Genomic DNA, 23,941 nt, shown 5'->3' with positions numbered 1-23,941 from the left:
GAAATCATGACTAAAATCGCAATCAATGGCCTGGGTCGTATGGGCAAGCTGGTTCTGCGCCGTCTGTTTGACATGGGCCTCGGAGATCGGATCGTTCTGTTGAATGATCCTTTCGGTGAAATCGATACACATGCGTTGTTGGTCGAATTTGACACAGTGCATGGCCGATGGATCGGCGATGTTTCGCATGATGACAGCACAATCACTATGAACGGCCAAACCATGCGGTTCACGCAGGAAATGAAACCTGCGGATCTGGTGCTCGACGGCATTGATTTGGTCATCGAATGTTCAGGTAAGTTCAAAACCTCTGAGGCCCTGCAGCCCTACTTTGATGCAGGTGTGAAAAAGGTTGTTGTGTCTGCCCCGGTGAAGATCGAAGAGGCGGTCAACATTGTTTATGGTGTGAACGACGATATTTATGACGATCAGCGTATCGTTACCGCTGCAAGCTGCACCACGAACTGTATCGCGCCAGTGGTAAAAGTGATGTTGGAAACCTTCGGAATTGAACAGGCGTCGTTTACAACAATTCACGATGTGACCAACACACAGACGATTGTCGACAAGGTCCACAAAGACCCGCGCCGCGCGCGCTCTGCGTTGAACTCGCTGATCCCAACGACCACCGGGTCGGCCAAAGCGGTCGTTCAGATTTTCCCTGAACTCGAAGGTCGCATCAATGGTCACGCCGTGCGGGTGCCCTTGCTGAATGCGTCGCTAACCGACATCGTTTTTGATGTTGCGCGTGATGTGACCGCCGAGGACGTGAACGCCGCCATGAGCGAAGCCGCAAATGGCACAATGGCAGGTATTTTGGGGTTCGAAGAACGCCCGTTGGTCAGCTGTGATTTCACCAACGATGACCGCTCTACAATTGTCGATGCGCCATCGACCATGGTTGTGAACAAGCGTCAGGTGAAAATCTACGCTTGGTATGACAACGAGTGGGGCTACTGCTGCCGTTTGGCCGACATCACCAAAATGGTTGCTGAAAGCCTATAACCTTTCGCCCGGCCACTGGGTCGGGCTTTCCCTACCAGTTGGACCGGACCTATGGCAGAGACCACTCAGGACAAATCAAACGGCCTTGCGGCATACATCACCGTCACAGCGGCCTATTGGGCATTTATGCTGACGGATGGTGCGCTGAGGATGCTGGTGCTTTTGCATTTTCATACGCTGGGGTATTCCCCGGTACAGCTGGCCTATCTGTTCATCCTCTATGAGGTTATGGGTGTCGTCACCAACCTCTCTGCTGGGTGGATCGCGGCGCGATTTGGACTAACGTCGACGCTTTATGTGGGGCTCAGCCTGCAAGTCATTGCACTTGTGGCTCTAGCGCAGCTTGATCCGGCCTGGGGACTGACGGCTTCGGTCATTTTTGTGATGTGTGTTCAGGGTTTGTCGGGTGTTGCCAAAGACCTTTCGAAAATGTCGGCCAAATCTGCGGTGAAACTGCTTGCGCCCAAAGGGCAGGGCGGCCTCTTTCGTTGGGTCGCGATCCTGACCGGTTCCAAGAACGCTGTGAAAGGCTTTGGTTTTCTACTAGGAGCGGGATTGTTGGCAGTCTTTGGTTTCTTGACTGCGATCTGGGCTATGGCAGCGGTACTAACCGTGATCTTGATCGGTACCGTGATCTTCATGCCTGCAGGACTACCGCAGGGCAAAAAATCCGCAAAGTTTTCTCAAGTCTGGTCCAAAGATCGCAACATCAACCGCCTCAGCCTTGCGCGTATGTTCCTTTTTGGCGCACGCGACGTCTGGTTCGTGGTTGGCATTCCGATTTATTTCTACGCCGTCCTGAGCGATGGAACAGAAGCCGGTAACCGCGCTGCCTTTTTCACGATCGGTACGTTTATGGCGGTCTGGATCATCCTTTATGGCTTCGTCCAGGGCCTCGCCCCAAAGCTGCTGAAAGCTGCCGAGCGCGATACGTCACAAATCGTCAACTCTGCCATTCTCTGGGTCGGATTGTTGACATTGGTCCCCGCAGCGCTCGCCGCAGCCGTCTATGCGCAAATCCCATTCTTAACGCCCATCGTTGTCACAGGCCTCCTAGTCTTCGGCTTCATTTTCGCGGTGAACAGCTCGGTCCACAGCTACTTGATCCTCGCCTTCACCAGCGACGAGCGCGTCACCATGGACGTCGGTTTCTACTACATGTCCAACGCCACAGGTCGCTTGCTTGGCACGCTCTTATCAGGCGTCAGCTACCAAGTCGGAGGCCTCCCTCTCTGCCTTGTAACGGCCGCTCTCATGGCGGCTCTTAGCTGGCTCTCGGCACGCCGTTTAGCGCACTAAGCTTCTTCTTTGAAAAATTCTCCCGCCGGAGGCATGCGGCGGGTGCAAATCCCTCCGAGCAGCGCGTTGCAGAACCGCTTGACCAGCAAGCGTTTCCACGACATATCCCCCTGCATGACAGAGCTTTCGAAAATCCGCAATTTCTCCATCGTCGCGCACATCGACCACGGTAAATCCACCCTCGCTGACCGCCTCATCCAAGAGACGGGCACGGTGGAAGATCGTGACATGAAAGAGCAGCTGCTCGACAGCATGGATATCGAACGCGAACGCGGGATTACCATCAAAGCCAACACCGTGCGCATCGACTATGTCGCTGATGATGGTGAGACCTATGTCTTGAACCTGATCGACACCCCGGGCCACGTTGACTTTGCTTATGAGGTCTCCCGTTCCATGAAGGCGGTGGAAGGCTCTTTGCTGGTTGTGGACTCCACCCAAGGCGTCGAAGCGCAGACCTTGGCGAACGTCTACCAAGCCATTGAGGCCGATCATGAAATCGTCCCGGTTCTGAACAAAATCGACCTGCCAGCCTCAGACTGTGACCGAGTCGCCGAACAGATCGAAGATGTGATTGGCATCGACGCAACCGGCGCTTTGCAGGTTTCGGCAAAAACAGGGCAGGGCATTCGTGAAACCCTGCAGGCCATCGTTGATGAACTCCCAGCCCCAGAAGGCAACCGCGATGCACCACTTAAGGCGATGCTGGTGGATTCATGGTATGATGCCTACCTTGGCGTGATCGTTCTGGTCCGCATCATGGATGGCACCCTGAAAAAGGGTCAACGCGTTAAATTCATGTCCAACGACACGCTGCATTCCGTGGACCGCGTCGGTGTCTTCCGCCCGGAAATGCAAATGGTCGATGAACTCGGCCCGGGTGAGATCGGCTTTCTGACGGCCTCTATCAAGCAGGTGCGCGACACGCGTGTCGGTGACACGATCACCAATGACCGTCACGGCACCGAAGTTGCTCTGCCGGGCTTTAAACCAGCCCAACCGGTGGTTTTCTGTGGCCTCTTCCCGGTGGATAGCTCTGAATTCGAAGACCTGCGCGACGCGATTGAAAAGCTCGCGCTGAATGACGCGTCTTTCTCCTCTGAAATGGAAACCTCTGCCGCTTTGGGCTTTGGCTTCCGCTGCGGATTCTTGGGGCTTTTGCACCTCGAAGTGATCCGCGACCGGATCGAGCGTGAATATAATATCGAGCTGATCACCACCGCGCCGTCGGTGATCTATCACATCTTTATGAAGGCCAAAGAGGGCGAAGAGCCTGAGCGTATCGAGCTGCACAACCCAGCCGACATGCCGGACCTGTCTAAAGTCGATCACCTGGAAGAGCCGCGTATTAAGGCGACCATTCTGGTCCCTGACGAATACCTCGGCGATGTGCTGAAACTCTGCCAGGACCGTCGCGGCATTCAGGAAGACCTGACCTACGCCGGCACCCGCGCGATGGTGGTCTATGACCTGCCTCTGAACGAGGTGGTCTTTGACTTCTACGACCGTCTGAAATCCGTGACCAAGGGCTATGCGTCGTTCGATTATCAGATGACGGGCTACCGCGAGGATAACCTCGTGAAAATGTCCGTTCTGGTGAATGACGAGCCGGTGGATGCGCTTTCCACAATGGTGCACCGGGATCGCGCCGAGATGCGTGGCCGGGCGATGTGTGAAAAGCTCAAGGATCTGATCCCGCGTCACATGTTCAAAATCCCGATCCAAGCGGCGATTGGCGGCAAGGTGATTGCGCGCGAGACATTGTCAGCGCTGCGCAAAGACGTGACCGCGAAATGTTACGGCGGCGACGCAACCCGGAAGAAGAAATTGTTGGAGAAGCAGAAGGCGGGTAAAAAGAAGATGCGCCAGTTCGGTAAGGTGGATATCCCGCAAGAAGCGTTTATTTCTGCACTTAAAATGGATGATTAATCCATTTTAAGTGCCGGTGAGCGAAAGCGAATGGCGCAGCCAATCGCGTGCCCAATCCGGTTTTGTGAGGCGTTGGTCTTGCGTTCCGATGGACAGTTGAGGGATTGTAGGGCGGGGGTTTACCCCGCCTTTTTTAGTGAGGACTTTAATGAATAAATTTTTTGCGATGTTGGTTCTATTGGTGGTATTGGCCGGGCTTTGGTTTTCATTTTCAGGTTTATTCGAAATTTATCGAGGGGCATCAGATACAATAAAAGCAGCCTCAATTGCAGCTTTTGGTTCAGTCGCAATATTCTTGCTTGGTAGATACTTCGAGCAGCGTCGCGAAGCAAAGTTGCGAATAAATAGTGAAAAAATTGAAATCTACAAAGCTTTCTACCAATTCTACTTTGATATTATGAGCTATGAAAAAATTCATGGAAAGCCAAAATCGTCAAATGACGTAATGCGAGAAATGCTAGATTTTTAAAAGGAAGTTATATTCTGGGGATCTGATGAAGTGGTAAGGGCTTACTTGGATTTTAAAGATCAACTGACAGATTTTTCTGAGGGTAGTCAAGAATTTGAACCCCAGGAAATGGCTTCAAAATTAGCTGGAATAATGAAAGCTGTTGCCAAGGTTCTGGTAGCGATGCGTAGGGATGTAGGTTACTCATTTACTAGCATCTCTGCCAAAGACTTGGCGCGATTGCAGCTTGCTACGGATCCTGAAACGAAGATGATCTTTGATCATTTATAATCGGGCCCATGCTTTGCATGGGCAGCGCCCGACCCGCTCCAATGGGCGGGCGCTTCTCGCCCACCCCGGGCCGGGCGCTTCTCGCCCACCCCGGGCCGGGCGCTGGGGTCAATTGAGAGGGTGGGATTACAGCAAGGCGCGGACGCGGTGCCGATTGTGAAGTTGTAGGGTGGGGTTTTACCCCACCGATTCCCGAAATTGGCGGCCAATTTGGTGGGGTGAAACCCCACCCTACAGGGCGATTCTTCCTCACACCCCACAATTCCTTAAACGCCGCAATGCAGCATTTGCCTTTTTCTCAAAATTTCTTTCCCAACCGTGCAAGCCTGCCGCAAAACTGCGGAATTTCGACTTATCCACAGGAAATCCACAAGCCTTTCCAAAGGGTTACCCTCAAGAAATTGACATAACATTCAATATTTTTCTTGTCAGGTCACAGGATCAAATGCCAACGTTAATCCAACGCAAGAGAGCACACGGCAAGATCATCAGATCAAACCAGACACTCTCAAGCGGGACGCAAAGGCCTCTCAGGGCTGGCGCGGGGAAGGTGAGGCAACGATCCATCCCTGCACGGGTTACCTCGGTATCCCACCCGAGCTGAGACGCTGGCCGAAACAACGGGCTCTCTTTCAGAGACCACCTCGCGGGAAGGCAGCGCATAAACCTTTGTGTGGGTCGGTTCTAGTGCCGGTCACATGGATGATGTCCTCGGACTAAATGACATGGGCTTTCATTAGGCGGCATCCAGCGGGCTCGCTCGTTGGGCGTTGATACACCGGCTAGGGGGGAGCGTTCCCATGGTTTGCCCTTCGGGGTCTGCCCCATTGGATCGTATCCCGCGTGCGAAGGCTCGACAGAGCATTTGCATTTTGAATGACCGGATCAGCTGGTTTTCCCGTGTGGAGTTCCGTTGATGCGACATTCTAGGAAGGCGTCAGGGATTGGGGTTTCGGCCCCGCTGCGAGGACCGCGTCTAAGCACCTGACGTCTTTTCCTATTTTGGAATTTCGGTTTCCAGAGACATATCGAGCATTGCTCGGTTTTTTTGTGCCTTTGCGGCGTAAAACCGAGCCTGACGAACTGAAACGGGGCGCGTTGCCATTCCAATAAAGGAAGGTAACGCGCCCCGTACGTCAGTTCTGCATACCGCGTCATGCACCTGTAAGGGCATGGATATAGAGGGCAGTGGCGAAAATCAACTATATCTTGTGGTGATGTCTGGGTTTTGACGCATGCGTTACGCCCGCGCCAGCCACGCGCGTACGGTTGCGATAAACTCCGCCGGTTTTTCGGCATGCAGCCAATGGCCGACGCCGGACATTTTCACAAATTTCGCTTTCGGGAAGAGGCTTCGGATTTTATCGCGGTGCTCGGGCAGCACATAGTCGGAATTGGCACCAGACAGAAACAGGGCTGGGGCTTCGAAGGATCCGCTGATATCCTCGGGGAAGCCCATGATTTTGGGCATCTCGGTTTCCAGAACATCCAGATTAAGCCGCCACTTGTGTGCTTTCAGATCAAGCGATTGCGTGAAGAAAGACCGTAGAGTTGGGTCATCAACACCGGCAGCCTCAAGCTGCGCCAAAGCATCTGAGCGCTTTTCAACACGGCTTAGATCAACCTTTTTCATGGCATGAATGAACGGCAGCTGCGTGTGCCCGTAGGTGACGGGGGCAATATCGGCCACGATCAGGCGTTTCACGAGGTTGGAATGGGCGAGGGCTGCCATCATAGAAGCTTTGCCGCCCATAGAGTGCCCAAGCATGTCAGCGGGGCCAATGTGGTCCAGAACTTCTGCCAGATCCGCTGCAAGGTCAGGATAGCTATGGCTGTCTTGCCAGTCAGAATTGCCGTGATTGCGCATGTCGACTGCAAAGACTTGGCGTTCGTCTGAGAGTTTTTTGGCAACGACACCCCAGTTGCGCGCAGACCCATAAAGCCCGTGTACAATCAAAAGCGGTTGCAGATCTGTGGGTTCGCCATGTGTGATCATATTCAGCATAGGTCAAGCTTTATCACAGCGCCTCTGTTGGGCAACCCATCAGCATGATAGATTGCGCGTGGAGGCTGTTTAAGTGATTGATGCAAAGACCTTAAATTCAGATATTCAGCAGGTTTTAAAGCTGATCGAACGTCAATTCGGTATTGTGGCGGATGATCTTGGACCTGCGATGCGCAAGATCGGGCGGCGTTTGCCAAAGTCCGCGCATCGCAATGCGAAGCTGCTACTGGATGCGCAATCAAAAGCGGATCACCCCAAGATCGCAATGCAGATTGATGAGGCAAGTTTGAAAACGCCCTATAATGCATTGATCGAAGCTATCGAGGGCTACGATCGCAAGGACGCTTTGAAGGGCCAGGTACTGGATATCTTAGCGACGACTGTTTTTAACTTGCTGTGCTTGGCGGGAATTATCGCGCTGGCAGTTTACTTAGTGAACACCCGTTAAGGGTCTTTTGGATTCGGAGTGTAGGGCGCTTGAGACAACGCCTCTCTAAAGATCAAACTGACCGTTACGAAGCTGACGTAAAGCAGTAAGTACCATGATCCCATTTTTGCGAAACTGACGGCTTGGTGGCTGGATTGACCAGCGTAAAGCCAGGTCTGGGTCAGAGTTCCGATGTTTTCAGCAAGCCAAAGAAAGAAGCTAGAGAAGAAGGCTGCGACCGGCAGGGGCATCCAGTAATAGCGTGCACCAATAGCAAACCAGATGCGCGTGCGTGCAAACAACATCACCGTCGCCGCAAAAAGTACCAGTCGGATATCTGGGATGAAATGGTGAGCGAAGAAATTCACATAGATTGCCACAGCAAGCAGGAGCGATTGCCAAAATGGCGGGTAAGGGGCGAATGTCATATCAAACAACCGAATGACGCGCGCCATGTAGGAGCCAACAGCGGCATACATGAAGCCAGAAAACAGAGGCACATCGAAGAGTTTCATCACTCCAACGCCGGGATAGGCCCAGCTGCCAGCAGAGACTTTGAAAATCTCCATCGCTGTTCCGGTCAGGTGGAACAGCAAGATCACGCGGACCTCGCGCCAGGACTCCATGCCTGTTGCTAGAAACAAGGCTTGCAGCACGAGCGCGTAAACCAACAACGCGTCGTATCGTGCGACTGGCCAATCAGAGTGCCAAATCTGGCTGCTAACGATGATCCCGACTAAAAATGCGCCGCCAAATATCGCAGCCCAACCCTGTTTGAGAACAAACATCACCAGCTCTGAAATCGCGAAAGGAAGCCGCGCGCGCATCCAATCCCCCAGTCGGCGTTCTAGCTGGCGAGTTGGGGTTTGACGCATCACAAAGTCCTTAGCTGCAAATTCAATTTGGGTTTCGCACAAAAAAACCGTGCTCAAATTCATGAGCACGGTCAATTCTAATTGTTCAACGTTTTACAAGTTGTCGTAAAGCGAGAAGCGTGCGCAAAGCTCTGCAACTTCGGCTTTTACTTTGGCTTCGACTTCGGCGTTGCCTTCTTCGCCGTTGGCCGCAAGGCCTTCGACCACTTCAACAATCCAATCCGCAATTTGGCGGAATTCTGCTTCGCCAAAGCCGCGCGTGGTGCCGGCTGGGGTACCCAAACGTAGGCCAGAGGTCACCATCGGCTTTTCTGGGTCAAACGGGATGCCGTTTTTGTTGGCAGTGATATGCGCGCGACCTAGTGCTTTCTCGGTTGAGTTGCCTTTCACGCCTTTCGGACGCAGATCAACCAGCATGACGTGGGTGTCCGTCCCGCCAGTCACGATGTCCAGACCGCCCTTCATCAGTTGATCAGAAAGTGCGACCGCGTTTGCACGCACTTGCTGCTGGTAGGTTTTGAATTCTGGACGCAGCGCTTCACCAAATGCGACAGCTTTCGCTGCGATGACGTGCATCAGGGGGCCACCTTGGATGCCTGGGAAGATCGCAGAATTCACTTTCTTTGCGATATCTGTATTGTTTGTCAGGATCATACCGCCACGTGGTCCGCGTAGAGTTTTGTGCGTGGTTGTGGTTGCGACGTCCGCATATGGGAATGGAGATGGGTGCTCGCCCGCTGCCACAAGACCCGCGAAGTGTGCCATGTCGACCATCAGGAATGCCCCGACGGAATCAGCGATTTCACGGAACTTGGCAAAGTCGATCTGACGTGGGATCGCGGAACCACCGGCGATGATCAGTTTTGGCTGATGCTCTGTTGCTAAGGCCTGAACTTCATCATAGTCGATCATATTGTCTTGTTTGCGTACGCCATATTGGACGGCGTTGAACCACTTACCAGACTGGTTTGGAGCGGCACCATGGGTCAAGTGACCACCAGAAGCAAGGTTCATGCCGAGGATGGTGTCGCCCGGTCTGATCAGTGCGGTAAACGCCCCTTGGTTCGCTTGAGAACCAGAGTTTGGCTGAACGTTCGCAAATTCACAGCCGAACAGCTGCTTTGCGCGATCAATCGCCAGGTTTTCAGCTACGTCCACATATTGGCAACCACCGTAATACCGACGGCCCGGATAGCCTTCAGCGTACTTATTGGTCAGAACCGAGCCCTGCGCTTCCATCACAGCAGCGGACACGATGTTTTCGGAGGCAATCAGTTCGATCTCGTCGCGCTGGCGGCCAAGTTCGTCAGTGATGGAGCCAAACAGCTCCGGGTCACGTGTGGAAAGGCTTTCAGTGAAGAAACCGGCGTCGCGGATGTTGGCGGTCATTTAGAGGACTCCAAGTCATGAAATTTGCGTGTTTCCTAAAGGAAACTTTTTGAAAATGGAAGGTCATAAACGACTTGATGGCGCAAATCATACCTCAAAGTCTGGTGTGTTCGGTAAACTTGTGTTTCTTTCGGAACCACATGTCGGCCTTTGGAAACAGGAATCGAGTGCCCATGGCTCAGAGAATCGCTTTTCTCGCCTCCGATGCCCCCGTCGCGCAAACCGCGCGCGCGGCTTTGGTGGGGCGTTATGACGACTGCCCACCTGAAAACGCCGACGTGATCGTCGCGCTTGGCGGAGATGGCTTTATGCTGCAGACCCTGCATGCGACGCAGGATTTGAATGCTCCGGTCTATGGGATGAACCGTGGCACGGTTGGTTTTTTGATGAATGAATATGCCGAAACGGATCTGTTGAATCGTTTGATGATCGCTGAAGAAGAGGTGATCAATCCGCTGTCCATGCGCGCTACAACTGCTGATGGCAAAGTGCATGAAGCCTTGGCCATCAACGAGGTTTCAATGCTTCGTCAGGGTCCTCAGGCGGCTAAATTGCGAATCTGGATCGATGAACGACTGCGCCTGGACGAGCTTGTGTGCGATGGGGCCTTGTTGGCCACTCCAGCGGGTTCAACCGCCTATAACTACTCGGCGCACGGCCCGATATTACCAATTGGTTCTGATGTCCTTGCGCTGACAGCTATTGCACCATTTCGCCCACGTCGCTGGCGTGGCGCGTTGGTTCGCAAAGAATCAGTGGTGCGCCTAGAAGTGATGAACCCCGAAAAGCGCCCTGTCATGGCTGATGCTGACAGCCGATCGGTGCGCGATGTGATTTCTGTGGAGATCAGATCAGAGCCAGCAGTAGGGCACAGGATTCTTTTTGATCCGGGTCACGGTCTGGAAGAGCGTTTGATCCGCGAACAGTTTGTTTAAGTCTCTGAATACATGTGACTTTAAATGAAAACGGGCGCCAATGGCGCCCGTTTTGCAATACGATGCGAGGAAAAGCTTACAGCAGTTCCAGTCCGCCTGCGCTTTCGCGGCCGTCACGGCCAGCTTGCAGTTCGTAAGAAACTTTTTGGTTGTCTGCTAGGCCTTGCAGACCAGAATCTTGTACTGCGCGGATGTGTACAAACACATCTTTGCCGCCATCTTCTGGTGCGATGAAGCCGTAGCCTTTGTCGGTGTTAAACCATTTTACGGTACCTGTAGGCATTCCGTATCTCCTAATAAATATTCCACACGCAGTATGCGGCGGTTCTCTGACGTCTGTGCGGGTATCGAATGCGTGGTCGCCAAGAGTGAAGTCGGGGCAGTAACAGGTAAACGAGGTAGGCACGTCGTGCAGATGACTGATGCCACGAGGACAAAGATATGTCAAAGGGCTAAGTTGCTTGGCTAAGTCGAAGCGTATCCTATGGTTTTTAGGACATGTGTAATCTCCTCCAAGATTGCAGGATCATCAATTGTGGCCGGCATTTTCCAATCCTGACCATCTGCAATCGACACCATGGTGCCGCGCAGGATTTTCCCAGACCGGGTTTTCGGTAGGCGATCAACAACGACGGCTTTTTTGAATGCAGCAACGGGGCCGATTTGATTGCGCACATCTTGGATGACTTCTTGAACAACCTGATCATTGTCGCGATCACAGCCAGCATTGAGGCAAAGGAAGCCAACCGGCATTTGACCCTTTAAGGAGTCTGCAACGCCAATCACGGCACATTCAGCAACATCTGGGTGGGCGGCAAGCACTTCTTCCATTGCGCCTGTTGATAGTCGGTGGCCAGCAACGTTAATCACGTCATCCGTGCGTGCCATAATATAAAGATATCCATCCGCATCTTTCATGCCCGCGTCACCGGTTTCGTAGTAACCTGGGAAGGCCTCCAAATACGAAGACTTATATCTTGCTTCTGCATTCCACAGGGTTGGCAGGGTGCCGGGCGGCAGGGGAAGCTTGATGGCAATTGCACCCAGTTCTCCATCTGCCACCGGATGGCCGTCATCGCCTAGAATTTCGACGTCATAGCCGGGCATGGGTTTCGCGGGTGAGCCAAGTTTTATCGGCAATTCTTCGATCCCAAGTGGATTTGCTGCAATCGCCCAACCGGTTTCAGTCTGCCACCAGTGATCAATCACAGGGACTTTCAAATGGGTTTGTGCCCACTCAAGCGTATCCGGATCGGCGCGCTCACCAGCAAGATAGACCTGACCCAGGTTTGAAAGATCATAGTCCTTCACGAGTTGCCCATCAGGGTCTTCACGTTTCACAGCGCGTAAAGCCGTTGGTGCTGTGAAAAAGGATGTCACATTGTGTTCAGAAATCACCCGCCAAAATGTACCAGCGTCGGGCGTGCCTACAGGTTTGCCCTCAAACACAACGGTGGTGTTGCCGTGGATCAGCGGTGCGTAACAAATGTACGAATGCCCCACGACCCAACCCACATCAGAGGCCGCCCAAAAGACGTCTCCAGGATTTACATTATAAATCGTCTGCATCGTCCAATTCAGAGCGACCAGTTGACCCGCCGTATGACGGATCACGCCCTTGGGCTGCCCGGTGGTACCGGATGTATAGAGAATATAGGAGGGGTGGTTGCCTTCAACCGGGAGGCAGTCAGCCGGCGCCACCCCATCCTGAAACGCGATATAATCTAGGTCTCGGCCTTCGATCATATCGGCGCGATGTTCTTTGCGTTGCAGGATCACGCAGAAATCAGGTTTATGCGACGCAGTTTCGATCGCGGCATCCAGCAAGGGTTTGTAAGCCACAATGCGACCTGGCTCGATCCCGCAGGAGGCAGCGATGATGGCCTTGGGGGCGGCGTCATCAATGCGCACCGCGAGTTCATTTGCAGCAAAGCCACCAAAGACAACCGAATGGATCGCGCCAATCCGACCGCAGGCCAACATGGCCTCGATCGCTTGCGGCACCATTGGCATATAGATGATAACCCTATCCCCTTTTTCGACGCCTTGCGCCTTTAGGGCACCTGCAAGACCTGCGACGCGCTCTTGGAGGTCGGCGTAGGTGATGTGTTCCTTCACACCTGTGACAGGGCTATCGTAGATGATCGCATCTTGCGCACCTCGGCCCGCTTCGACATGCCTGTCGACCGCATTCCAACAGGTGTTAACCTTTGCGTCTGCAAACCATTCGAAAAGCCCGTCGCCTTTTTCTGTAAGGGCCTTGGAAGGGGCCTCAACCCAATCAATCGATGAAGCAGCTTGCATCCAAAAGTTTTCTGGATCTGCCTTCCAAGCGTCATAGGTGGCTGAATACGTCATGTGTCTCTCCCTTATGAAGAGACTACATTTCGGCCGTCATTTCTGTAAAGGTGAGCGGCAATCCGTGACGTAAATTCTGTTGAGAACTTTGCAAACAGGTAAAACATTGTCATGCAAACCGTTGCAAAGGCGGATCAAATCTTGGGACAATTTCGAGATTTGCAAAGTTTTCTAAGGATTTACACCTTTTTTGATTTGAGGTGTAAATCCTGTAAATTTTGTGGATCGAATATTAACCCAGTTCAGGTCTGCTAACCGTAGTTTGCAACCGGCGTGCCCGCAATGGCTGCCATATTCAGTAGGCCGCGCGCGGTAATGGACGGTGTCACGACGTGTGCGCGGTTGCCCATTCCCATCAGAATTGGTCCAACGGCAATAGCGTCGGCCTTTGCTTTCAAAATGTTGCGCGTTGCAGAGGCTGCATCTGCATGTCCGAAAATCAAAACATTGGCAGGACCTGACAGGCGGCTGTCCGGCAAAAGGCGTGCGCAGACTTCTGGTTCAAGTGCCGCATCAACATTCATCTCGCCTTCGTATTCAAAATCCGTATCGCGTAGATCCAGCAATGCAATCGCATCGCGCAGGCGTTTACCTGACCCTTCTTTTTGATTGCCGAATTGAGATTGTGAACAGAATGCAATCCGTGGCTCTACGCCGAAACGGCGCGCGTGACGAGCAGCCCCTTGAGCCACAATGGCCAGGTTTTCCGGTGATGGAAGGGACCAGACATGCGTATCCGCAATGAATAGTGGCCCGTCTTCCATGATCATTAACGACAGCGCACCGTGTGGTGAATACACGTCATCGCCAAGCACCTGGTTCACATAGTCCAGATGCCAGCGATACTCGCCAATCGTGCCACAGATCAGACTGTCTGCTTCGCCACGATGCACCATCACAGCGCCAATCGCCGTCGAATTTGTGCGCATGATTGCGCGGGCAATGTCCGGTGTAACCCCGTCACGCGCTCTGATCTTATGATAGGTTTGCCAGTAATCGCGATACCGCGGATCGTTTTCCGGGTTCACAATGTCAAAGTCTTTTCCAGGGCGCACCGTTAGCCCAAGCCGATCGCAGCGACGCTCCACTACTTCTGGGCGTCCAATCAGAATTGGCTTTTCTGTGGTTTCTTCCAAAATCGCCTGAGTGGCGCGCAATACGCGCTCGTCTTCACCTTCAGAAAATACGATTTTACGCGACGCTGTACGTGCGGCTTCAAAGACAGGGCGCATCAGAAGCGCTGACTTAAAGACCGATTGGTTCAGGGTTTCGACATATTCGTCTAGATCCTTAATCGGGCGCGTCGCAACACCGCTTTCCATGGCAGCTTTGGCGACTGCGGCTGAAACCACTCCAACCAAACGCGGGTCGAAAGGTTTCGGGATCAAATAATCCGCCCCAAAGGTCAGTTGCTCCCCCTGATAAGCCGCTGCGGCCTCGGCAGAGGTTGTTGCCCGCGCCAATTCGGCAATGCCTTCGACACATGCAATTTTCATGTCATCGTTAATTTCGGTCGCACCCACATCCAGCGCGCCACGGAAGATGAACGGGAAACATAAGACGTTGTTTACTTGGTTTGGAAAATCACTGCGACCTGTCGCGATGATCGCATTTGGCGCCACTTCGCGCGCGGCTTCTGGCATGATTTCTGGCGTCGGGTTGGCCAGTGCAAAAATGATCGGCTGATCCGACATTTTCGCAACCATCTCTGGTTTCAAAACATTAGGACCAGACAGACCAAGGAACAGATCAGCGTTGTCTATGACTTGGTCCAATGTGCGCAAATCCGACGCTTGCGCAAAGGCAGCTTTCTGCGGGTTCATATCCTTAGCGCGACCTTCATAGACCAATCCATGAATATCGCAGAGCCAGATATTTTCGCGCTTAACGCCCAGTTTGACCAACATATTAAGGCAGGCGATCCCAGCTGCGCCGCCGCCGGTGGACACGATTTTGATGTCCTCAAAGGATTTTTGGGCCACCCGCAAAGCATTGGTCGCAGCAGCGCCAACAACGATGGCTGTGCCATGTTGATCATCATGGAAAACCGGAATGTTCATACGCTCACGGCAGATGTCTTCGACAATGAAGCAATCGGGCGCCTTGATGTCTTCTAGATTGATCGCCCCAAAGGTAGGTCCCAAAGCGCAAACAATATCAGCGAGCTTTTCCGGGTCGGTTTCATCAACTTCGATGTCAAAGCAGTCGATATTGGCGAAATTCTTAAAGAGAACCGCTTTGCCTTCCATAACCGGCTTTGATGCCAATGCACCGATATTTCCCAGGCCCAGAACTGCGCTGCCGTTTGACACCACCGCGACCAAGTTGCCACGTGCCGTGTAGCGGCTTGCATGTGCAGCATTTTCTTTGATTTCTAAGCAGGCTTCCGCGACACCTGGTGAATAAGCGCGCGAAAGATCGCGACCATTTGCCAAAGGCTTGGTCGCGCGAATTTCTAATTTTCCCGGTTTTGGAAACTCGTGATAATCCAGCGCGGCCTGACGTTGGGTGTCTTTAGTGCTGTCGGTCATGAGTCTCTCCTGGAATTTGTTTAGCCTTAAACTAATTTTTTTCATCGGCGTAAAGAGGGGTGGCTAAAAAGGCGTCCCTTGCAAATTCCGCCGATCAATCGCAGAATTTTTCTGAACTGAAATGGGTTCTAAGAGAGCGTTGTTTTTTTTGACCGATGGGTTAAAAATCATCCTTTCGACGCCGGACCTAATCATTGGATTTGGCCCGATTTATCGACCCGTTCTTAATGGGCCTCAGAAAAGGAAAGCGCAGATGAGTTTGAAAGACAAGGCCCTAGCGGTTCGAGATAATGCCTATGCGCCATATTCGAAATTCAAAGTTGGCGCTGCATTGATTGCCGAAAACGGCGAAACCTTTGTTGGTTGCAACGTCGAAAACGTCGCATATCCCGAAGGGACCTGCGCTGAGGCCGGTGCGATTGCTGCAATGATTGCATCTGGTCAGACCCAACTCATGGAAGTTTATATTGTTGCGGACGCACCGATGCCTGTGTCGCCTTGTGGTGGGTGCCGCCAGAAGCTGATCGAATTTGGGGCAGGGCATGTTCCGGTCACGATGGCGACCGTTAGCGGTTTGGAGCAACGCATGACGCTTGCAGATTTGATGCCCGGAGCCTTTACCGAAGAGCATCTGGAGAACACCTAAATGGACGCACGCGCCATCATTGCGAAGCTTAGGGCTGAACAACTTGCAAGCAAAGAAGAGCTTGCATGGTTTGCGCGTGGCTTAGCGGATCAGTCTGTCAGTGACGCACAAGCCGGTGCTTTTGCTATGGCCGTTTGTCTGAATGGTCTGGATGAGGTGCCGCGCGCGGATTTGACTTTGGCGATGCGGGACAGCGGCGATTGCCTGTCTTGGAATTATGACGGCCCCGTGGTGGACAAACATTCCACCGGCGGTGTTGGGGATTGTGTGTCCTTGGTGCTGGCCCCGGCCTTGGCGGCGTGTGGCGCTTACGTACCGATGATTTCAGGTCGCGGTTTGGGGCATACAGGTGGCACGCTTGATAAAATGGAAAGCATCCCGGGTCTGCGCGTAGATCTGGACGAAAATAGGTTCCGCGACGTTGTTTCAGATGCAGGGGCAGCCATTGTCAGTGCTTCGGCCAATATTGCGCCAGCAGACAAGCGGCTCTATGCGATCCGGGATGTGACGGCGACAGTCGAAAGCCTGGATTTAATCACCGCATCGATCCTCTCCAAAAAGCTTGCAGGTGGTCTAGAACATCTGGTGCTTGACGTGAAAACGGGCTCCGGCGCGTTTATGAAAACAACTGAAGAAGCGCGCGCGTTGGCCACATCTCTGGTACGCACTGCCAATTTGGCCGGTTGTCCGACCTCTGCAATCATTTCGGATATGAACGAACCTTTGGCGTCGTCATTGGGCAACGCGTTAGAGATTGCCGAAGTCATGGCCGTGCTGTGCGATGGAAAAACCGGGCCATTGTTAGAGCTGTCATGCGCATTGGGCGGTGTTCTTTTAAACAATGCGGGTCTTGCAGAAAACGTAGATCAAGGCACCCAGATGATTGCTGCATCCGTTAAAGATGGGCGTGCTGCAGAGGCCTTTGCTAAGATGGTTTATGCGCAGGGCGGGCCCGTTGAGTTTGCACAAAACTGGCGTCGTTTCCTGCCCGAAGCGCCGGTTATTCGTGAAGTAAAAGCAGCGCGCGATGGTTATGTCTCAGGTATTGATGGCCAGATGCTTGGGCTCTGTGTCGTGGGTTTAGGTGGTGGCCGACAAGTGGAGAGCGATGTTGTCGATCCTGCGGTTGGATTGTCTGAGGTGATCCGTTTGGGCAGCAAAGTGACCAAAGGCCAGCCTTTGATGCGCATTCATGCTGCGCGGGAAGATCAAGCGGATCGCGCTGAAAAATCCATTTTGAATGCGGTTTCAATCGGTGATGCAGCCGTGACGCGTCCTGAGCTTATTCATGAACGGATCGTTTCATGAGCCGTGCTTTTCTGGTCGTGATGGATTCTGTTGGCATCGGAGGTGCAACCGATGCCGACCAGTTTTTCAATGGCAATATGCCTGATACCGGGGCCAATACATTAGCGCATATTGCCCAGGCCTGTGCGGCTGGGCGTGCAGAGGAGGGCCGATCAGGGCCATTACGTTTGCCCAATCTGGATGCGTTAGGTCTGGGTGCCGCCACGCGATTGGCGTCAAATGCCGACACTCCGGGTTTGAATGCAGACCCGGTCGGTTTTTGGGCCGTTGCAGAGGAGCACTCTAAAGGCAAAGACACTCCATCAGGCCATTGGGAGCTTGCGGGTTTGCCAGTACCATGGGACTGGAGCTATTTCCCAGATCAGCGTCCATCTTTCCCAGAAAATCTGGTCGGTAAGATTACCAACGTTGGCTCCATCGAGGGTATTTTGGGCAATTGTCATGCCTCAGGTACGCAGATCATCAACGAACTTGGCGCGTTGCATATGCATACGGGTTTTCCGATTTGCTACACCTCGGCGGACAGTGTTTTTCAGGTCGCGGCCCATGAGCACAGCTTCGGCTTGGCGCGACTGCTCGAGTTCTGCGAAGCGATTGCGCCCATTTTACATGCCCAAAAAGTTGGACGTGTGATTGCACGTCCCTTTGTTGGGGACGCAGAGAACGGCTTTACGCGGACCACAAATCGCAAAGATTTTGCCATCACACCGCCAAGTCTTATTTTGACCAACTGGGTGCAGGACGCTGGGCGGCATGTGTACGGGGTGGGTAAGATTGGCGATATCTTTTCGATGCAGGGGATCGATGAGGTGCGCAAAGGAGCCGATGTGCAATTGATGCAGCATCTTTCTGATCTGGTAGACACCGCCGAAGATGGCAGCCTGACCTTCGCGAATTTTGTCGAATTTGACAGCCTATACGGCCATCGTCGCGATATTTCGGGCTACGCGCGAGCGCTAGAGTGGTTTGATACAGAACTAGGCAAGCTGATCCCAAAATTGAGGCCGGATGATCTGTTGCTGCTGACGGCAGATCATGGCAATGACCCCAGCTGGGTGGGCACGGATCATACCCGCGAACGGGTGCCGGTTCTGTGCCATGGGCTTGGTAAAGGTCAGGCCGGATTGGTGAATTTTGTAGATGTCGGCGCTACGGTCGCGGCGCATCTAGACGTGACCGGGCTAGGCCCCGGAAGGAGTTTTGTATGAACGTTGCAGACCTGCCAAAGGTAGAATTGCACCTACACCATGAAGGGGCAGCGCCTCCTGCTTTTGTGCGCCAGCTGGCAGCAGAGAAGAAAGTCGATATTTCTAAGGTTTTCAATGACCAAGGTGGCTATGCATTTAAAGACTTTGTGCATTTTCTGTCAGTCTATGAAGCAGCAACTTCTGTTCTGAAAACTCCAGAGGACTACGCGCGGCTCACCCGTGCGGTGCTCGAAGAAAGCGCAGCAAACGGCGTAGTTTACACCGAAAGCTTTATTTCACCTGACTTCTGCGGTGGCGGCGATGTTGCAGCGTGGCGTGACTACTTAGCGGCGATCCGTGAAGCGGCGGATAAGGCCGAGGCTGATCTGGGCATTACCATGCGAGGTGTCGTGACCTGTGTGCGCCATTTCGGACCAGAAAAGGCCAAGGCCTCAGCACTTTGTGCAGCGGAAACCGCTGGCGATTGGATCGTTGGTTTCGGCATGGGCGGCGACGAAGGGCAGGGGCATCAAGGGGATTTCTCTTATGCTTATGACATGGCGCGTGAAGCGGATTTACGACTGACGACGCATGCGGGCGAATTTGGCGGTCCTCAAAGCGTGCGTGAAGCCATTGAAGATCTGAATGTAGAACGGATTGGACATGGTGTGCGTTCGATTGAGGATGCGGGACTTGTTAAGGAACTTGTTGCACGTCAGATTACTTTGGAGGTCTGCCCTGGATCCAATGTTGTCTTAGGTGTCTACCCTTCCATTGCCGCGCACCCGATCAAACGCCTGCGAGACGCAGGTGTGAACGTAACGGTATCGACCGATGATCCCCCGTTCTTTGGCACAACAATGCGCCGCGAATATGAGATGCTGCACCAAGCCTTTGGCTGGGATGCGGATGATTTCACCAACCTGAATACAACGGCCGCCAATGCGGCTTTCTGCGATGATGGGACACGCCAGCGTGTCTTGAAAAAACTGGAGCGCTCATGACCGACCACCTCACTGTTGTCGACCACCCATTGGTGCAGCACAAGCTGACCTTGATGCGGAAAAAATCGACCTCTACGGCGGAATTCCGCCAGCTTTTGCGCGAGATCAGTCAGCTTTTGGCTTATGAAGTCACCCGTGATTTGCCGACAACGACACAGTCGATTGATACGCCCATGCAAGAGATGGACGCACCGGTTTTGGCAGGCCCAAAACTGGCTTTGGTGTCGATCCTGCGGGCCGGCAATGGGCTGCTGGATGGCATGCTGGAACTGATCCCATCAGCGCGTGTGGGCTTTGTGGGACTGTACCGCAACGAGGAAACTCTGGAGCCAGTTCAGTATTATTTTAAGGTGCCAACCCAGCTAGATAAGCGTTTGGTGATTGCTGTGGACCCCATGTTGGCAACCGGTAATTCCTCTGTGGCGGCGATCGATATGCTGAAAGAGGCAGGCGCCACCAATATCCATTTCCTATGCCTGCTGGCATCGCCAGAAGGCGTGGCGCGCATGAAAGAAGCGCACCCAGATGTGCCCGTTGTCACCGCGGCTTTGGACGAAAAGCTCAACGAAAAAGGCTATATCGTTCCAGGATTGGGCGATGCAGGCGACCGGATGTTTGGTACAAAATAGCCTATATGGGTGCTTTACTCATTTAGCGTATTGAGGCTACACTGCCCCCATATCTTGTGGGGGCATGATGCAGTTTACCAGGGCAATTGCGATCGCGTTGATCGCTTCGATTTCAGGGCTACAAGCCGCAAATGCGATGTCATTGCGCGGTGACGGGAAGCCTGCTGAATATCCTTCGTCAAGTTTTACAGGCAATCAATACGTCGATAGCCGCGGCTGCGTTTTCGTGCGCGCGGGCGTGAACAGCGGGACCAACTGGGTGCCCCGGGTTACACGAGATCGTAAATTGGTGTGTGGATTCAAACCGACCTTGACGGCTGACCAGCGTCAGTCGACCTCTGCGCCCACTGAAGTGGTGAAAATCACTTTGGAGCCAACTGCTGCACCACAGCCCATCGCCAAACCGGTCATTATGGCCAAGTCAAAGCCAACTCCGGTGCGTGTTGCCCCTGTGCAAAAACCATTGTCCGCGCTCAAAACAACAGCGGCGCCGGTCAAAGTGATGGCCGCACCATCTCGCACCATTGCAGTTAAGCCTCACCAACCTAAGGCAGATCCGATGCCTAAGGTGGTTACATCGTCGGTATTTAGCGCACGTCCGGAGCGGATGTTTAATGCCCAGCCAAGGCGAGGTGATATCGTGTATGAAGGCTTTGTTGCGGGTGACGTGCGCGTTGTGCCGAAACATGTTTATGAACAGCGCCAGAATACCAAGGTTAAAGTGCCCAAAGGGTATCGGACCGTTTGGAAAGATGATCGTCTGAATCCGCATCGGGCAGAGCAAACCTTCAACGGTAAAGCTAAGATGGATGCGATTTGGACGCAGACGGTTCCGCGTCGTTTGATCTCAAAGCCTGCGGGCTGAATTAAGTAGCCAATACAACTTTTCCCTTAGCGGGACGAGTTTAGCTGTTGCAGATCTCTTGAAGCGCAACCCATTCTCCGTCACTCATGACTTCAGTGTCGCTGTCAATTAAAGCATCAGCTTCAATGAGATCGATCGTGGTTTCCCCAGAAATATCAATCGCATAAGCATATGGCGTGGCCGGCACTTGAGCTTGCGCAAAGGCCCCCGCTAGCAGATCACCCTCGACAAGCATCGGGATTTCACCTGCCAGAGTTTCAGAGAAGTCTCTTAATGTTTCGGTCTTCAGTTGTCCGGTTGTCAAAAGACGGAAACTGGCCCAGATGCCGCCTGTTTCTAGCAGCTTCCCAAGCGGATCATTGGCTTCAGCTCGGAGCTTTTCCGCAAGAACGTAACCTGCGACCACAGCAGGGTCTTCATGATCTTCAAGAATAGCGCGCGAAACCAGAACCACACCGCCGGGTAGGCTGGCAGTGCTACGAATGCCTCCGGGCACGACGACAATCTCGTTGAGATCAAGACGCAAAGCGAGTTTTCCAAGTGCTCCGACAGCGATCTCTTCTTGGCAGGCTTGGCCTGTGACCGCCGACATCTGCCCCATAATGTCCTGGCCAATCACCACGCGATTGATGTCAGGAACGACGCTGGTCACATGGTTGCGCAGTGCATCAGGCAGCCAAAAGACAACTCCAGCAGCCACAGCGGCGATACTTGCAGCAACCATAGCACCGCGCAGACGCCCAGGGCGCGAGTCCTTACGGTGGATGGCCTTTTGCAACTTTTCGATTGCAGCCACCATTTCGGTTTCATGTTCGGCCAATTCCAAGGTTTCGCTGGAATCCCCAGCGGGATGGAACACGGCAGGCAATTTTCCCGGATTGCTGCGTTTGATGGCCGCAATGGACCAATGGGTCAGCGGCTGGTCGCGCATATCCGAGATCACCAACGTTGCATCCCCAATCGATGCAATCACCTCGCGGCGTTGCTCATCCGTTGTGGCGCGCCAGAGACCAGAAGCCTCTAGGCGCTGGTATTTGTTCAGCGCGGTCATATTCGGAAAACTGCTCTTTCCCTATTTTGCGCAGAGTTTACGCGCAATAATCCGCTGCTGCAATCATGCCGAAAGTTCGATGGCCCGCTTTCGCAGTTCGAATTTTTGAACTTTGCCCGTTGCGGTTTTGGGGAGTGTCTCAAACACAACCTTTTTGGGAGTTTTGAAACCGGCAAGACGTTCCCGTGCGAAGGCGACCAAAGCTTCGGCGTCTTCGGCGGCACCGTCTTTAAGCTCAACAAACGCGCAGGGCACTTCGCCCCATTTTTCGTTTGGCATGGCAACAACCGAGGCTAGGGACACATCTGGATGCGCCATCAAAGTGTTTTCCACTTCAACAGAGCTGATGTTTTCGCCGCCGGAAATGATGATGTCCTTCGCGCGGTCAGCGATTTGGATATAGCTATCAGGGTGCTGGATCGCGATGTCGCCCGAATTAAAATAGCCGCCTTTAAAGGCTTCTGCAGTTGCTTCTGGGTTCTTCAGATACCCTTTCATCACCGTATTCCCACGCAGAGCGATCTCACCCTGGGTTGTGCCGTCACGCGGAATGTCGGAATGGGCGCTATCACGTACCACAACCGGTTCAAGGATAGGCATCGCAACGCCTTGGCGCGCTTTGATGGCTGCGGTTTCTGCGTCATCGCAATCTGACCAACGATCCGCTTGCCACAGACATTCTGTGACGTGGCCATAGGTTTCAGTCAGCCCATAAACATGTGTCACGTTGAACCCAAGTTCTGCCACTTTGGCCAAGGTTGCCGGGGCAGGTGGGGCACCAGCCGTAAAGACCTGCACTTCTTGATCAAACGACCGGCGGTCAGCTTCTGACGCATTGACCAATGCGTTTAGTACAATCGGAGCACCGCCAAAATGTGTCACGCCTTCGTCGGCGATGGCGTTAAAGACGTTCGCCGCTGTTACATCCCGACAGCAAACAACCGTGCCACCGACAATTGGGATCATCCAGGAATGGTTCCAGCCATTGCAGTGAAACAAAGGCACGATGGTCAGGTAAACCGGCTTTTGCCCGATATTCCAGCTGACCAAGGTTCCCATCGTCATCAGATAGGCTCCGCGATGATGATAGACGACACCTTTGGGGCGCCCAGTGGTGCCAGAGGTGTAGTTCAGGGCAAGGCTTTCCCACTCATCCTTTGGCCAAATCCATTGAAAACCAGCATCGGCTGCCGCCAGTAGGTCTTCGTATTCAGGATAGCGCCCTGAGGCCGTAATACCTGCATTTGGATCAGCTACTTCGACAATGGATGGACCGGTACCATCCATGGCGTCAATCGCGGCTTCAGCAAGGGGTATGAGCGCGCTGTCCACCAGTACGACCTTGGCTTCGCCATGTTCAAAAATGTGAGCGACGGTTGAAACATCCAGACGTGTATTGATGGTGTTAAGCACAGCGCTGCAGGCAGGCACCCCGAAATGGGCTTCGACCTGGGCCGGCACGTTGGGTAACAGCGTAGCCACAACGTCGCCGGGGGTAACACCAAGTTTTGTCAGAGCTGACGCAAGCTGTGTGACCCGATCCAAATAACCTTGGTATGTGACGCGGTGAGTGCCATACGCAACGGCGAGGTTTTCTGGATAGACCTCTGCGGCGCGCTTTAAATGCGAAAGCGGGGTTAGCGGAACATAGTTCGCCGCGTTTTTCTCAAGTCCTGTCTCGTCGTTCATCCAGCCCATAGCCATGTCCTCCCTACATGTCTGATTTTTGTAAACCCTAGCGAGGCAAAGACTTTTGGGA

The 23,941-nt window shown here is 53.3% G+C and carries 21 protein-coding genes; 13 read left to right on the top strand and 8 right to left on the bottom strand.

The window, feature by feature from the left end:
* Positions 1-6: 6 nt before the first annotated feature.
* The 5 genes from JXQ85_RS14715 (at position 7) to JXQ85_RS14695 (ending at position 4,972) form a co-directional block, all read left to right on the top strand.
* The gene (locus tag JXQ85_RS14715; protein WP_421749705.1) at positions 7-1,005 is read left to right on the top strand and encodes an ArsJ-associated glyceraldehyde-3-phosphate dehydrogenase; all 999 of its coding nucleotides are present in this window, start codon (positions 7-9) and stop codon (positions 1,003-1,005) included.
* Positions 1,006-1,056: 51 nt separating this feature from the next.
* Positions 1,057-2,304 carry an organoarsenical effux MFS transporter ArsJ gene (gene arsJ / locus JXQ85_RS14710; RefSeq protein WP_421749704.1) on the top strand — a complete coding sequence of 416 codons (1,248 nt, stop codon included), beginning with the start codon at positions 1,057-1,059 and terminating at the stop codon, positions 2,302-2,304.
* Positions 2,305-2,418: 114 nt separating this feature from the next.
* On the top strand, positions 2,419-4,233 hold the full coding sequence (gene lepA, locus JXQ85_RS14705) for a translation elongation factor 4 (protein WP_421749703.1): 1,815 nt from the start codon (positions 2,419-2,421) through the stop codon (positions 4,231-4,233).
* A gap of 148 nt (positions 4,234-4,381) precedes the next feature.
* Entirely contained in the window at positions 4,382-4,702 is a 321-nt protein-coding gene (locus tag JXQ85_RS14700; protein WP_421749702.1) for a hypothetical protein, read from the top strand.
* A 45-nt stretch (positions 4,703-4,747) separates the two neighbouring features.
* Positions 4,748-4,972 (top strand): hypothetical protein, encoded by a 225-nt coding sequence (locus tag JXQ85_RS14695; RefSeq protein ID WP_421749701.1) that lies wholly within the window; start codon positions 4,748-4,750, stop codon positions 4,970-4,972.
* 1,240 nt (positions 4,973-6,212) lie between these two features.
* On the opposite strand, the gene JXQ85_RS14690 is transcribed toward JXQ85_RS14695, so the two are convergent.
* Positions 6,213-6,977: an alpha/beta fold hydrolase gene (locus tag JXQ85_RS14690; protein ID WP_421749700.1), complete on the bottom strand. Its 765-nt coding sequence runs from the start codon at positions 6,975-6,977 to the stop codon at positions 6,213-6,215.
* Positions 6,978-7,050: 73 nt separating this feature from the next.
* Between JXQ85_RS14690 and JXQ85_RS14685 the strand changes: the two genes are divergently transcribed.
* Positions 7,051-7,425 carry a hypothetical protein gene (locus JXQ85_RS14685; RefSeq protein WP_421749699.1) on the top strand — a complete coding sequence of 125 codons (375 nt, stop codon included), beginning with the start codon at positions 7,051-7,053 and terminating at the stop codon, positions 7,423-7,425.
* On the opposite strand, the gene JXQ85_RS14680 is transcribed toward JXQ85_RS14685, so the two are convergent.
* Together JXQ85_RS14680 and glyA are read right to left on the bottom strand one after the other, a co-directional pair.
* Positions 7,422-8,279: a DUF817 domain-containing protein gene (locus tag JXQ85_RS14680; RefSeq protein ID WP_421749698.1), complete on the bottom strand. Its 858-nt coding sequence runs from the start codon at positions 8,277-8,279 to the stop codon at positions 7,422-7,424. The genes JXQ85_RS14685 and JXQ85_RS14680 overlap by 4 nt on opposite strands.
* A gap of 93 nt (positions 8,280-8,372) precedes the next feature.
* On the bottom strand, positions 8,373-9,668 hold the full coding sequence (gene glyA / locus JXQ85_RS14675) for a serine hydroxymethyltransferase (protein ID WP_421749697.1): 1,296 nt from the start codon (positions 9,666-9,668) through the stop codon (positions 8,373-8,375).
* Positions 9,669-9,841: 173 nt separating this feature from the next.
* Here glyA and JXQ85_RS14670 point away from each other — a divergent pair, with 173 nt between their 5' ends.
* Positions 9,842-10,603, top strand: coding sequence for an NAD kinase (locus JXQ85_RS14670; protein ID WP_421749696.1), 762 nt, complete (start codon positions 9,842-9,844; stop codon positions 10,601-10,603).
* 76 nt (positions 10,604-10,679) lie between these two features.
* Here the strand turns inward: JXQ85_RS14670 and JXQ85_RS14665 are convergent, their stop codons facing one another.
* From JXQ85_RS14665 to JXQ85_RS14655, 3 genes are all read right to left on the bottom strand, one after another.
* Positions 10,680-10,886, bottom strand: a complete 207-nt coding sequence (locus JXQ85_RS14665) for a cold-shock protein (protein ID WP_421749695.1) — start codon at positions 10,884-10,886, stop codon at positions 10,680-10,682.
* Between the two features lie 182 nt (positions 10,887-11,068).
* On the bottom strand, positions 11,069-12,961 hold the full coding sequence (locus JXQ85_RS14660) for a propionyl-CoA synthetase (protein ID WP_421749694.1): 1,893 nt from the start codon (positions 12,959-12,961) through the stop codon (positions 11,069-11,071).
* Between the two features lie 251 nt (positions 12,962-13,212).
* Positions 13,213-15,492, bottom strand: coding sequence for an NADP-dependent malic enzyme (locus tag JXQ85_RS14655; RefSeq protein ID WP_421749693.1), 2,280 nt, complete (start codon positions 15,490-15,492; stop codon positions 13,213-13,215).
* Positions 15,493-15,745: 253 nt separating this feature from the next.
* Here JXQ85_RS14655 and JXQ85_RS14650 point away from each other — a divergent pair, with 253 nt between their 5' ends.
* The 6 genes from JXQ85_RS14650 to JXQ85_RS14625 all read left to right on the top strand — a co-directional run bounded on the left by JXQ85_RS14650 (position 15,746) and on the right by JXQ85_RS14625 (position 21,131).
* Complete coding sequence (locus JXQ85_RS14650; protein WP_421749692.1) at positions 15,746-16,138, top strand: cytidine deaminase; 393 nt, start codon at positions 15,746-15,748, stop codon at positions 16,136-16,138.
* A complete protein-coding gene (locus tag JXQ85_RS14645; protein WP_421749691.1) occupies positions 16,139-17,446 on the top strand; it encodes a thymidine phosphorylase in 1,308 nt (435 codons plus the stop codon).
* Positions 17,443-18,654, top strand: a complete 1,212-nt coding sequence (locus JXQ85_RS14640; protein ID WP_421749690.1) for a phosphopentomutase — start codon at positions 17,443-17,445, stop codon at positions 18,652-18,654. Before JXQ85_RS14645 ends, JXQ85_RS14640 begins: the two co-directional genes overlap by 4 nt.
* On the top strand, positions 18,651-19,637 hold the full coding sequence (locus tag JXQ85_RS14635; RefSeq protein ID WP_421749689.1) for an adenosine deaminase: 987 nt from the start codon (positions 18,651-18,653) through the stop codon (positions 19,635-19,637). The genes JXQ85_RS14640 and JXQ85_RS14635 overlap by 4 nt, the downstream gene beginning before the upstream one ends.
* Positions 19,634-20,266 carry a uracil phosphoribosyltransferase gene (upp, locus tag JXQ85_RS14630; RefSeq protein ID WP_421749688.1) on the top strand — a complete coding sequence of 211 codons (633 nt, stop codon included), beginning with the start codon at positions 19,634-19,636 and terminating at the stop codon, positions 20,264-20,266. The genes JXQ85_RS14635 and upp overlap by 4 nt, the downstream gene beginning before the upstream one ends.
* A 64-nt stretch (positions 20,267-20,330) precedes the next feature.
* Positions 20,331-21,131, top strand: a complete 801-nt coding sequence (locus JXQ85_RS14625; protein ID WP_421749687.1) for a hypothetical protein — start codon at positions 20,331-20,333, stop codon at positions 21,129-21,131.
* 40 nt (positions 21,132-21,171) lie between these two features.
* On the opposite strand, the gene JXQ85_RS14620 is transcribed toward JXQ85_RS14625, so the two are convergent.
* Positions 21,172-22,182 carry a hypothetical protein gene (locus JXQ85_RS14620; protein WP_421749686.1) on the bottom strand — a complete coding sequence of 337 codons (1,011 nt, stop codon included), beginning with the start codon at positions 22,180-22,182 and terminating at the stop codon, positions 21,172-21,174.
* A gap of 63 nt (positions 22,183-22,245) precedes the next feature.
* On the bottom strand, positions 22,246-23,880 hold the full coding sequence (locus JXQ85_RS14615; RefSeq protein ID WP_421749685.1) for an AMP-binding protein: 1,635 nt from the start codon (positions 23,878-23,880) through the stop codon (positions 22,246-22,248).
* Positions 23,881-23,941 lie beyond the last annotated feature (61 nt).

It is taken from the genome of Cognatishimia sp. (assembly GCF_049116455.1).
Taxonomy (GTDB): Bacteria; Pseudomonadota; Alphaproteobacteria; order Rhodobacterales; family Rhodobacteraceae; genus Cognatishimia.
Note: the sequence above shows the minus strand (reverse complement) of the source record. Positions and strands in the feature narration are given on the sequence as shown.